At 37.6% G+C, this 12,321-nt stretch carries 11 protein-coding genes; 3 read left to right on the top strand and 8 right to left on the bottom strand.

Annotated features, from left to right (window positions below):
* Position 1 precedes the first annotated feature (1 nt).
* Entirely contained in the window at positions 2-2,605 is a 2,604-nt protein-coding gene (locus ABXT71_RS03770) for a tetratricopeptide repeat protein (RefSeq protein WP_415372515.1), read from the bottom strand.
* 330 nt (positions 2,606-2,935) lie between these two features.
* On the opposite strand from ABXT71_RS03770, the gene ABXT71_RS03765 reads away from it, so the two are divergent.
* Entirely contained in the window at positions 2,936-3,985 is a 1,050-nt protein-coding gene (locus tag ABXT71_RS03765) for a 2Fe-2S iron-sulfur cluster-binding protein (RefSeq protein WP_415372514.1), read from the top strand.
* Positions 3,986-4,039: 54 nt separating this feature from the next.
* Here the strand turns inward: ABXT71_RS03765 and ABXT71_RS03760 are convergent, their stop codons facing one another.
* The 5 genes from ABXT71_RS03760 to ABXT71_RS03740 are packed head-to-tail and all read right to left on the bottom strand — an operon-like array spanning position 4,040 to position 8,277.
* Complete coding sequence (locus ABXT71_RS03760) at positions 4,040-5,071, bottom strand: glycosyltransferase family 9 protein (protein ID WP_415372513.1); 1,032 nt, start codon at positions 5,069-5,071, stop codon at positions 4,040-4,042.
* Between the two features lie 5 nt (positions 5,072-5,076).
* Positions 5,077-5,688 carry a DUF4254 domain-containing protein gene (locus ABXT71_RS03755; RefSeq protein WP_415372512.1) on the bottom strand — a complete coding sequence of 204 codons (612 nt, stop codon included), beginning with the start codon at positions 5,686-5,688 and terminating at the stop codon, positions 5,077-5,079.
* 5 nt (positions 5,689-5,693) lie between these two features.
* Positions 5,694-6,692: a DNA adenine methylase gene (locus ABXT71_RS03750; RefSeq protein WP_415372511.1), complete on the bottom strand. Its 999-nt coding sequence runs from the start codon at positions 6,690-6,692 to the stop codon at positions 5,694-5,696.
* Positions 6,689-7,333, bottom strand: a complete 645-nt coding sequence (locus ABXT71_RS03745) for a hypothetical protein (protein WP_415372510.1) — start codon at positions 7,331-7,333, stop codon at positions 6,689-6,691. Before ABXT71_RS03745 ends, ABXT71_RS03750 begins: the two co-directional genes overlap by 4 nt.
* A complete protein-coding gene (locus ABXT71_RS03740; protein WP_415372509.1) occupies positions 7,330-8,277 on the bottom strand; it encodes a DUF6427 family protein in 948 nt (315 codons plus the stop codon). Before ABXT71_RS03740 ends, ABXT71_RS03745 begins: the two co-directional genes overlap by 4 nt.
* 41 nt (positions 8,278-8,318) lie before the next feature.
* Here ABXT71_RS03740 and ABXT71_RS03735 point away from each other — a divergent pair, with 41 nt between their 5' ends.
* The gene (locus ABXT71_RS03735) at positions 8,319-8,579 is read left to right on the top strand and encodes a DUF6341 family protein (RefSeq protein WP_415372508.1); all 261 of its coding nucleotides are present in this window, start codon (positions 8,319-8,321) and stop codon (positions 8,577-8,579) included.
* 2 nt (positions 8,580-8,581) lie between these two features.
* On the opposite strand, the gene purD is transcribed toward ABXT71_RS03735, so the two are convergent.
* Complete coding sequence (gene purD, locus ABXT71_RS03730; protein ID WP_415372507.1) at positions 8,582-9,850, bottom strand: phosphoribosylamine--glycine ligase; 1,269 nt, start codon at positions 9,848-9,850, stop codon at positions 8,582-8,584.
* A gap of 40 nt (positions 9,851-9,890) precedes the next feature.
* Between purD and ABXT71_RS03725 the strand changes: the two genes are divergently transcribed.
* The gene (locus ABXT71_RS03725) at positions 9,891-11,312 is read left to right on the top strand and encodes a phenylacetate--CoA ligase family protein (RefSeq protein WP_415372506.1); all 1,422 of its coding nucleotides are present in this window, start codon (positions 9,891-9,893) and stop codon (positions 11,310-11,312) included.
* Here ABXT71_RS03725 and trpS read toward each other — a convergent pair.
* Positions 11,309-12,274: a tryptophan--tRNA ligase gene (gene trpS / locus ABXT71_RS03720; RefSeq protein ID WP_415372505.1), complete on the bottom strand. Its 966-nt coding sequence runs from the start codon at positions 12,272-12,274 to the stop codon at positions 11,309-11,311. The two genes, ABXT71_RS03725 and trpS, sit on opposite strands and share 4 nt — an antisense overlap.
* Positions 12,275-12,321 lie beyond the last annotated feature (47 nt).

The following is a 12,321-nucleotide window of genomic DNA, read 5'->3' as shown; positions in this document are numbered from 1 at the left end:
CTTAATCTTTTTTGTTATCTACTTTTTTCTCTTTAATCTCTTTTGCCGCTTGTATCGGAGGGTTAAGATAGATATCTAGATTCTTGTGAATCTGTATCGTTTTATAATTTTCTGTCGAAATGTCAAAGAATGTACGAGTAATCTTAAACTTCTTGTTTTTGGTTTTCATATTACCTTCGTAGAGAATCTCTCCAAAACCTTGAGAACCTAATCTAGACTTAAGCCCGTGAACGACTACAAAATCTATATCTGGATTGTAATAGTCTATAGAGGTAATCATATTAGCATAGTTGGCTTTTACGATAATCTCATCTAATAATGTCTTTAAGCTTTCAGCTTGCTCGCGTTCTGCTTTTGAGAAAGAATACACAATCTTAAAGCTTTTACCTTCATCATAGGGCATAAATGAGTTAAAGGCTAATTTTGGCAAGGTGTTAGAATAAATAAGTTGTGCCTGTTTCCCTTCGTCATCATTAGGATAATTAAGAGATACATAATTAAGCGCCTTTTTATATGCGTCATATCCTTCTTGTTTTCCTAAGGCAGTAGCTTTCAGTAATTCTAATTTTGGGACAATCTCATCCCCGTTATAAGTTGTAATATATTCATCTGCTGTATCAATCACGTCTTGATAGCGCTGTGCTTCAAACTTTTTATAAAGCGCATTATACTTAAACTCTGGACTCGACTCATCTGTTGCCAGCTGCGTAGACGGGTTTCTTAAAATTTCGGCATAACGAGAATCGCTGTGTTTATTTAAGATGTCTGTCTTGTATTGTTGTTCCAGACTTCCGTTTTCAAGGATTCCGTAGATTTTATAAAGATTGTATTTTGCAGGCAGAACAAGTCTTTCTTCTGGTTGAAGTGTGAGCAATTTTTCAAGCCTGTTTGCTGCAAGGTTATACTCTTTAAACTTCTCCTTGTAGATAAGCCCTAGTTGGTAATAAGCAAAGTTCCTGTCTGAAGAGAGACTATCAAGTACCTTTTGATCTGTAGGAATTTGAGCAATATACGTTTCAGGATCAAAGCGTACATCATCTGCGATAGATGCAATATCTTCTGTAGTCACTTCTTTGTCTTCAATACCAGATTTACGTTGGCTAGAGATTCTCCAGTAATCTGCTAGCTCCCGGTCTCCCCAAGTTTTTCTAAACTCCTGCTTTCCATAAGCCGCAGTAGAAGAATTATAGAAATAGAAAGGTCCTGAGCTTGTCTTATCATCTGTCTTCTTCTTTTTAAAGAACTCATTATCTTTTATCCCTTTTTTGCTTTTTTCTTTTGCAAAAGCAATAGAATCTGCAATGGCTTGGTCTTTTAGCTTCGCGGTGTATTCTGTAAAATAGGACAGTTTATCATCATCACTCATCCCAGCAACACGCAATACACTATCGTTAATTGTGGCAATATCTTCATACTTGATCACGTCATCTAGATTCTCACGTTTCTTTTTTATTCTTCTAAAAAGGCGAGATTTATCATCTAAGTTTAAAAGTGTACTATCATAATAAGCTCCTGCATTTTTATACAGCGCTTCGTCAAAGTTAATCTCAGCAAGTGTTCTGTAGTTTATCGACTGTAAAGTTTTGTCTTTGGTAACATTTCGGATAGACTTGTTATAAAAAATAACGGCCGTATCTACATTTGCTGTTTGTAGGTAATAATTCCCTTTTTGGTTGTAAATCTTATCAAGATAAGGGCGATTCTCTCGGTTTTCTTCAAGCTCAGTAAGCAGTTCTAGAAAAACGACTTTATCTTCTTTATCGTAGTCAAAGTTACGCGCCTTCGCTAAATATGCATTAATCATATAATCACGCGACGTCTTTCTATTGAGGGCTATTACCTCATCAAACGCTATGTTTGCACTATCCTTTTCACCAAGCTCGTTATAAAGCTGTCCTTTAATGTATAAATAACGACCTTTTAATTCTTTGTTTTTTACAAGTGCAGATGCTTCCTTAACAAAAGGCAAAGCCTCAGGGATAGAGTCCATGCGCAAATATGCTTCTGCTATACTTGCCGAAGCCTCTGCAATATCTTCATCATCAATTTCATCATTCTCAAGCATCTTTTTAAGATTCCCGATTGCGATCTCTTCATTATTAAGACGAATGTTCGTTTTCGCCTTCCATACTTTCGCTTTATTAATATTGTTACTCGTAGGGTATCGGTCTAGAATAAAATTAAAAGCATCTAGTGCAGGTACAAAACGTTGATCAAAATAGCGTGTTTTCCCAAGCAATATATAAGCCTCATCTACTTGCGGGTTGTGTTCTTGCCCATCAATGTACATCCCGTGCTTTTGGATCATCTTAACAGATTTTTCTTCTGCGCGATTAAAGTTTGGGTCTTTAGAGTCTCCTGGGAGTATCACTTCATCCTTAGACTCCATACGTTCTATAGGTAAAACCTTCCAGTAGTTATCGTTAAAAGTCCCGGCAAGCGATGCTTTTCCTTTATCAAAGGCAACCTCTCCATTATAGAGGGTATTGAACTCTCCTGTAACGGCGTGGTAATTACGGTTAACGAAAGAATCTTTTTTACGAGAGCAGGCTACAAGAACCGTGAGTGTCAGCGCAAAAAGTAAAAGTTTATATAAGTGCTTCAAAATCTGTCCTGTTTATCCGTATTAATAACTTAAAAGCCCAGCTTTTAGTATAAAAAAGTCAAGAGAGCCGTAAAAATACTATTAATTTAGGTATAAGCGCTTCTTAGTGATTAAAAATTAAGGGGTTTACTAGGCTTCATGCTTACTTCGGAAATTTTAAGCCTTTAAAAATTACGTGATAATGTGCCTCATTTATGGGTGCGATTTCTGTTGAGAATTTCCATTTTATTTTAGCAAAAGAAAAACACTTGCTCTACTCTTGTTAAGACTATGTTATGTAATAATAGATTGCCGTTTAATTACTTATTTTTGCCAAAATATTTAATGCACATGAGCGATTTTCATACCCTTATTGTTTCCGAAGTAAAAAAAGAAACCCCAAATGCTGTTTTGGTATCCTTTGTGATACCAGAGCATTTAAAAGAAACTTTTTCATTCACTGCTGGTCAGTATATTACGTTTAGGCATACGCTTGACGGTAATGAAATACGTCGTGCATATTCCATTTGCAGTGTACCTGGAGATGGGACAATTAAGGTTGGGATTAAGAAAGTAGATGGCGGTGCTTTTTCTGTCTACGCCAACGAAACTCTCAAAAAAGGAGATGAAATAGAAGTGATGAAGCCAGAGGGAAAATTTATTTGCGAGACGAATAAAGACGCCACAAATAATTATGCGGCGTTTGCCGCAGGAAGTGGAATTACACCTGTATTATCTATTATAAAAACAGTGCTTAAAGAAGAACTAAATAGCACATTTTTATTGGCCTTTGGAAATCAGTCACAAAAAGAAGCCATGTTTTATGAAGAGCTAATGACTTTAGAGCAAGAAAGCGACGGTCGTCTTCAAATAGAATGGGTGTTTAGTAGAGAGCGTGTATATGGAGCAAAACAAGGCAGATTAAACGGAGATATTGTTAACTATTTATTGAAAAATAAATTTGAACAGACCTCTTTTTCTGGATTCTACCTTTGCGGACCAGAATTAATGATAAATGAAGTGTCAGCAACACTTAAAGATCACGGAATAAATGAAAGCTTAGTGCATTTTGAGTTGTTTACTTCTTCAAATGAAGGAGAATTAGAAGAAGCTCATGATGGCAATACAGAAATTACCATTTTACTAGATGACGAGGAGAAAACCTTTACGATGCCACAGGACAAATCTATTCTTGAGGCAGCCTTAGCGCAAGATCTAGATGCACCATTCTCGTGTCAAGGGGGTATTTGTAGCACGTGCATTGCTAGGGTAAAAGAGGGAAAAGCAGAAATGCGCAAAAACCAAATCTTAACAGACGGTGAAATTGCAGATGGTTTTATCCTTACGTGCCAAGCGCACCCTACAACCGCAAAAGTGGTGGTAGATTATGATGATGTCTAATGGAATCGGAGTCTAACGCGAAAAAAGAATTTTTACGCTTGACTAAAGCCACGATTAAATTACGGCCAAAATTTTCTCAACTACTACTTCTACAGGAATACTCTCCATACAATTCTCGTATGCTTCAGGGTATTTGTTCCCGTAGATGGAGGTTGGAATAAGAGCATATTTATCCCTGTTAGCGATAAGCTGTTGCGCGTTGGGCTGATTAAAGGGTGCAAATCCCGCATAAGGATGTGTTACTCCCCAGAGTGTGATGACCTTTACATTATACATAGCGGCGAGATGACCGTTACCACTATCCATCGAGACCATTAGATCTAGGTTTGAAATGAGCGTAAGCTCTTCTTCAAAGGAGAGTACATTAACCAAACAAGTAACTTCCCTATAAGGTGCCGCAATTGCATCGAGCATTCTTTTTTCTTCATTACCTCCACCGAAAAGGAAAATTTTATAAGAACCTATTTCATCTAGTTGACGGATCACTTCTTTCATAAAAGACAAAGGGTATACTTTTCCTTTGTGAGCAGCAAATGGTGCAATTCCAATAAGTTTTCTTGGCTGTAGACCAATAATGTCGTGGAGTTTTTTAGAAAGTGTTTTATGTTCTGGGTATGCATGATTTGCTAATTCAATAGGCAGGCCTAAACCGGCAAATACATCTGCATAGCGTTGGTGTGTTCTTTTTAGTTGGGAGATGTTTCCGCCAGCGGCATTCACTAGCTTTTTTTTCTCGTGACGTCCTTTGTCAATTTTAGCTGTTGGAATTCCGACGAGCTTAAGACAGCTTCTTATCACTTTAGACCGAAGCACATTGTGTAAGTCTGCCACGGCATCAATACCTTGATTTTTTGCTTGTTTTGCGAGACTGATTAACCCAAAGTTTTTGTGTTTGCCATACACATCTGCGGCAATACAGGAGGTGCGTGGTAGCTCTTCAAATAAAGCAGCAAAAAAAGGTTTAGTAATTACTGTTAGCCTTATGTCTGGATAGGTTTGTAAAAGGGTACGTAAAACAGGGACTGCCATAGCGGCATCGCCCATTGCAGAAAGTCTAATTACTAATATGTGATTGGGTTTTTTCAAACCTCTTATTTCTCGCCCCTAAGCACAGGGTTCAACTCATCATCATTATACATTTTCATCTGCTTATAGACTTTCATATACTTAACTCCAGTAGCGATGTCATTTAAAAGTTGATCAATAGCAGTGCTTAAATCTATACGTTGGTCAAGTAACGTGTCTAGTTTTACTTGGCACGTTTTTCTGTGTTCCATACTAGCGGTATCGCGCGTAGCTTCCTCATTCATGTGGTATACTTTTAAGGCAAGGATAGAAAGTCTATCAACACCCCAAGCTGGGCTTTCTGTATTTATCCTTGCTTCTTTATCTGCAGAAACACTGCTGTATTTGTCTAAAAAATAACTGTCTATATATTCCACCATATCGGTGCGATCTTGATTTGACGCATCTATTTTCCTTTTTAAAGTAAGGGCGCTTACTGGGTCTATGTTGGGATCTCTTATGATGTCTTCATAGTGCCATTGCACTGTGTCAATCCAGCATTTTCTGTATAGCAAATGCTCTAGAAGCTTTTCTTCTTTATCATATGGGTTTGAAAACTCTTGTGCCACATCATTCTTTTGGTGATATTTTACAATGGTTTCAATAAAAATCTTGTTTGCGAGATCTGTAAATGTCATAGGTTTTATTTTTTCTCTAAAATATGCAGATATTCAAATGTACTATCTGCTTTGTGGTTTCTATTTTCAGTTTTGTCGGCTTTAAAACGACGATATTTTTTAGTTTCTAGTTGGTAGGAACCGTGGGTGGTCATCACTTTTTCAACATCTTCTTGCGACATCAATCCCTCGTTATTATAACTTAAGAATATGTACTTAAATTGTGCGTCTGCTATCAACTGTGTAAAGGAATCTAACACCTCATTCTTCCTACAATAAGCACTTTTATAATACTCCCGCAAACCTGTTTTCCCTCTGGGTACAAAGGTATCATATTTTGCGATAGTGGTGAGTAAATGGTAGTTGGCGCCATACTGTCGTGCGTTATAAGGCGGGTCTAGATATAGAATATCGCCAGAAATATCTTTTATAAGTGTATTGCTGTCCTCTTGAAAAACTTGATGCCCTTTTTCTGTTTCCTGAAATACCGCAGGTGCGAGCACTAGCTTTTTTTGAGCAGTCTTTTTTAGACTTTTTAAATACGCACCATAAACAGAGGCTGTATTTGCCACTTTATCTGCACTCTCTAACAAGGAAGCTAATAAGAAAAAATACAGTTCTTCAGATAATTTATTTTCAACTTTCCAGGATTCAATCTGTCGTCTGGCTGCGTCTATTTTTTTACCGTTTTCATTGCTGAAATACAAGCGACCTTCACTACCTCCTTCTGCATATTGCTGAAATATAAACCCTTCAACACCGTCCAACTCATTTAATTTCGTGATAAAAGTTTGATATTTTAAAGAAGTATGGTTGCCTATATAATTTCGGTTTAAGATGTAGCTGTAGTATTCAACATCATTAGCAATGACCTGCTTTACCAAAGGCTTAAATGTTCTTCCCACACTACCTGTTCCTGCAAAAATGTCTGCAAACGTTTTTGTAGACAGACCATCGCCCACCACGTTTTGCACTGTGCTGAGGATAAAAGAAGAGAGACTATTTTTACTGCCTATATAGTTCATTGCTGTACCCAAATGATATCGCTTTGGGCTGTTTTATTATCAGCAAAAATAACCTTTTGAAGTTGGTCTTCATGATAGCTTTTCATATAATTTTTAATGCATTTTGCAATGAGCGAAAGTTTTGCTTTTATCTTCCAGTGTTCTCCGTTTTTATCGTGAACAATAACAAAAAGTCTATTCTTTAAATGAAATCGCTGTTGGCTACTTTGATGCTCGTAAAGCCAAGTGATCAGCTCTATTTCATTGGTATGCGCATAGTTCACATCGTATCCAAAACCTTTTGGAAAGACGGAAGTTTTATGATCAAAAGGAATCCCCTTGAGATAAAAATCTTTCTCTCGGTCTTTACTGTTTTCAACAGGTGTGATGCCGGCAATTTCGGTAAAGAGCTGCTCTACTGCCAGGGCACTCCAGAAGTTATACCAGCGATTACTTGCGTAGTAAAAGAGCTCGTGTTTATCTAAGGCATGCTCCGCAACCGTTTGTGCTATTTTTGGGATAAGATCCTCCCAATTTTGAGTAGTATAGATATATGAAGTGTAAGAATCCCAAATATTATTCTGTTTCCGTTTCCACACATATTTATAGTCCCAACGATGTTTGAGCTGCTGTTCTATATGTATGAGATTTAGCTTTTTCACACAATTAAAAGCACTAAGGAAATAAGCAATAAAAACCACATTAGTAATTCTTTGAACCAAAAGTCAAAGGGCTTTGCGCGTCCTGAGCCTTCATTAACCTCAAGGAAGTTTGCCGAAATAATGGCTAAAGGGAATACTGGCAATAATAATTCTGCTCCCGTTTTTACATCGCCCAAAACAGCCATAAACAATGTGAAGACTAGAACTATAAGCATGAGCCAAGCGCGGGATCGTTCTTTTTTAGGTAATGAAGGAATTCTTATAAGGCGCATAGTTCCCATCCATAGTATAAATAAAGCGACTAATAATGCGGTAATCAAAATACCAAGCGAGTTATAAGCCCCGAAGCTAAATGACATCTCAAACCACGGCGTAAAAAACCATTCAAAACCATCATCTACCAAAAAGTGATACGTAGTTTTAAGAATAAAAACCACGAGCACGCCTATTACCGGTATTATTAAATAGCGCAGCTGCACTGCAGTATGCAAGAGAATACTTAGAAAGAGTACTCCAAAAAACAACCAACACCAGGGGAAGAATAAGCCTGCAATCGCGATATAAAAAGAAGCGTCGAGTATTTTCTTTTCTATGTTTATATCTGAGTTAAGCGATAAGAATCTGCGGGTTGCCAGCATTAAACAGAGCATCGCCCAGATGATCTGCGGACTTTCGTGTATCACAGGAAGCTGAATGATAAATAAGGTGAAAAATAGAATCCCATAGGTATTTTTACCCGTGAGATTATTCTTTCGAATCACAAAATCTAAAAGTAATAAGCTAAAAATTAATAGCAGCAGAAGTGATAGCGCCGTTAGTATTTCCGGAGGAGATGAAAATGGGATACTGCCTTTAAAAATTGCGGCTAGAAACCCGATAAATAACAGTGCGCTAAGAAGCACATAATTTATTGGCTTAGATTTACCGAAAAAGCTTGCGAGCATACGAGGTTATTTTTTTACTTTTGTAAAATAAATTTAAAGATATGGCTTTAACAGACGTTTATAACGCGATTCAAGAAATTACAGAGAATGTTTTATTTGCACCTTTTAACTGGATGCGAGCCACAGAGGTTGAGTCCTGGGGTCTTGCAAACTTCATGAACTGGATATTTTTTGCTATTTTAATTGTAGCTTTTGCTTACTGGATGAAGCAACTTAAGGGCTTTAACGACAACAATGAAGAGGACAGAACTTCAACTTCCCACTCGTTTTTAGGTGGTGATAAGTATCACGACGGATACTAGATTTAAAGATCAAAACCGATATCGGTTCTATAATACATCCTATCAAAAGTGATTTTTTCACAATTTTGGTAGGATTTTTTAATGGCATTTTTATAGTCAGCATCTAGTGATGTTACTGCGATCACGCGACCTCCATTGGTAACCACATCATTTCCCTCTAGCTTTGTTCCTGCGTGAAAAACGATCGAGTCACTCACATTTTCTACACCCGTTATTTTCTTTCCTTTATCATAGGCCTCTGGATATCCGCCAGAAACGAGCATAATAGTTGCGGCGCTTCTTTCATCAATCTCGAGAGGCATAATATCTAGGTTTTGCTCGTATGTTGCTTCCATAAGATCAACGAAATCTGTCTTTATTCTTGGCAAGACCACTTCCGTTTCTGGGTCGCCCATACGTACATTGTATTCTATCACGTAAGGCTCCTCGCCAACTTTTATAATTCCGATAAACACAAACCCCTTGTAATCTATTTTTTCTTTTTTAAGACCGTTAACAGTAGGTTTTACAATACGCTCTTCTATTTTTTGCATCAATACATCATCTGCAAAAGGGACGGGAGATATTGCGCCCATTCCACCGGTGTTTAATCCTTTATCACCTTCTCCTATTCTTTTATAATCTTTTGCGGTAGGCAGCACTTTATAGTTTTTACCGTCTGTTAAAACAAACACGCTCAACTCTATTCCATCTAAAAATTCTTCGATCACAACAGTTGTACTAGCATCACCAAACTTCCCGCTCAACATTGCCTCTAGTTCCATTTTTGCTTCGGAAATATCTTCTATAATCAACACTCCTTTTCCAGCGGCTAAGCCGTCTGCTTTAAGTACGTAGGGTGGAGATAGGGTCTCTAAAAATTGTTTACCTGCTTCTAGGCTAGCTTTTGTAAAACTCGCGTAGGCGGCAGTCGGTATGTTGTGCGCCATCATAAACTCTTTTGCGCGCTCTTTACTTCCTTCCAGTAAAGCACCTCTTTTTGATGGCCCAATGATTTGCACTTTTTTAAGGCTTGGCGTTTCAGCAAAATAGTCAGTGATGCCTTGTACTAATGGATCTTCTGGCCCTACGATAACCATATTAATGTGATTCTCAACGACGCATTTTTCAATGGCAGAAAAATCTGTTACTGACAAAGCAACGTTGGTTGCAATAGCAGCAGTACCGGCATTTCCTGGAGCTACAAAAATATTTTTGCAACGTTCACTTTTGGCCAATTGGTAAGCAAAAGTATGTTCGCGACCTCCAGATCCTAATACGAGAATATTCATAGTGTATGGGTTTTTTCTAAAGGTGTAAAAATAGGGGAAAATGTGGGGAGAAAGAAGTTGGGAGCGGGAAGTTTTTTTAAGCAAAAAGATTAAAAAAACTGGAACTCGCTTAATCTACGTATTTTTACACCTTGTCATTAAAACCAATTTAAACTTGAACCTTTTTGAAAAAACCCTGCAGCTAAAAGGCTTCCCTATAAAGGAGGCTAAAAAGAGGCTGCAAGCAATTCAAGCAATTAGTGAGAAGGAGTATTCAGTGTATGTCGAAAAACTGAAAAAAGATATTGTCTCTTATCACTTAAGGGAGAGTGATTTTTATATTAAATTTTCAAACCTAGCATATTTCCGAAGCTGGGATGCTTTACCAGTGATGACCAAAGCAGATTTACAACAACCGTTGGTCGAGCGATTATCACATGGCTTTTCTAATAAGAATGTCTACGTTAATAAAACCTCGGGGAGTAGCGGGCATCCTTTTGTTTTTGCTAAAGATAAGTTTTGTCACGCCTTCACTTGGGCAGAAATTATGGATCGCTTTTCTTGGCATGGAATTGATTTTAACACATCGCTACAAGCACGATTTTACGGAATTCCATTAGACAGCATAGGTTATTACAAGGAGCGATTAAAAGACCGCTTAAGCAACAGATATCGCTTTCCTATTTTTGATTTATCTGATGAGAAACTGGAACAGTTTTTAAAAGTCTTCTCCCAAAAACCGTTTAAATATATTAATGGTTATACGAGCGCTATTGTGCTTTTTGCTAAGTTTCTTAAAAAGAAAAACAGCAACTTAAAAGAGGTCTGCCCTACTTTAACCTGTTGTATTGTGACTAGCGAAATGCTCTACGAAAGTGATAAAAAATTAATGGAGGATACCTTAGGGATTCCTGTGTATAATGAATATGGCGCTAGCGAACTTGACCTTATCGCCTTTGAAAACCCACAAGGTGAATTTGTTTTAAATAGTGAAACGCTGTTTGTAGAAATTCTAGATGATAATAACCAGCCTGTCCCTAATGGAATGCCTGGGCGAATTATTATTACGTCGCTCTATAACAAAGCGCATCCTATGATTCGTTACGATATAGGCGACCACGGCGTTATTGCAAAATCAAGCACTGCTAAAAAGCCTATATTAGAAATACTAGTAGGAAGAACAAATGATGTAGCAAAATTACCAAGTGGTAAACAAGTACCAGGATTGACTTTTTATTACGTGACTAAAAGTGTCATAGAAGACGATGGCAATGTAAAGGAGTTTATTATTGAACAAACCAAGGTGGATTGCTTTCATATTACCTACGTTGCGGATACTGCCTTAACCTCTAACGAAGAGCAGCGCATAAGAAAAGCGGTTGTCACGTATCTAGAAGAAGGGCTCATCGTACATTTTAAAAAAGTTTCTGTACTTGATCGCGCAAATCGTGGAAAGTTAAAGCAGTTTGCATCAAAAATTTAGTAACCTACTTTAGTTCGCACTCTCTTTATTACTTCACTAGCAACAGATGTTGCTTTTTCAGCACCTATTTTTAAAGCACTATCTATCTCATTCTTATTATCCATAAAATGGTTGTAGCGCTCACGGGGTGTTTCAAACTTGTTTAAAATGAGTTCGTAGAGGGCTTGCTTAGCGTGACCGTAACCGTAATTTCCACTCTCATAATTTGCTTTCATCTGCGTGATTTCAGCTTCTGAAGCTAATAAATTGTAGAGTGTAAAACAGTTACATGTTTTCCAATCCTTAGGTTCTTCAAGGGGAGTACTATCTGTCTGAATGCCCATTATTTGCTTGCGCAGTTTTTTTTCTGGCAGAAAAATATTAATAGTGTTTCCTTTTGACTTACTCATTTTAGCACCATCTGTTCCTGGGATAAGCATGGTGTCTTTTTGTACTTTACCTTCAGGCATTACAAAGGTGTCGCCTAGTTGAGCGTGAAAACGAGAAGCAACGTCACGAGTCATTTCTATATGTTGCATCTGATCTTTCCCTACTGGAATAATCTCTGCATCGTATAAAAGTATATCTGCCGCCATTAACATTGGGTAGGTAAAAAGCCCAGCGTTTACATCGTCTAATCTATCTGCTTTGTCTTTAAAACTATGTGCCAGCATTAATCGCTTATATGGAAAGAAGCAGCTTAAGTACCAAGATAATTCTGTCACTTGTGGGATGTCACTCTGGCGATAGAAAACAGATTTTTCAATATTTAATCCAAAGGCTAACCACGTGGCAGCGGTGCTGTAAGTGTTCTCTCTTAGCGTGGCGCCATCTTTAATCTGCGTAAGCGAGTGCATATCTGCGATGAAAAGAAATGATTCGTTATCAGGGTCATTAGCCATCTGGATGGCCGGGATTAATGCGCCTAATATATTCCCTAAATGTGGTGTTCCTGTGCTTTGGATTCCTGTGAGGATTCTCATTTTCTTTCTTTAATTAATTTGACCAAACCTTTAATATTTTGATGTAC

Origin of the sequence: Patiriisocius sp. Uisw_047, from assembly GCF_047730165.1 — a bacterium.
Lineage (GTDB): Bacteria > Bacteroidota > Bacteroidia > Flavobacteriales > Flavobacteriaceae > Patiriisocius.
This window is presented reverse-complemented; position numbering and strand designations above follow the sequence as displayed.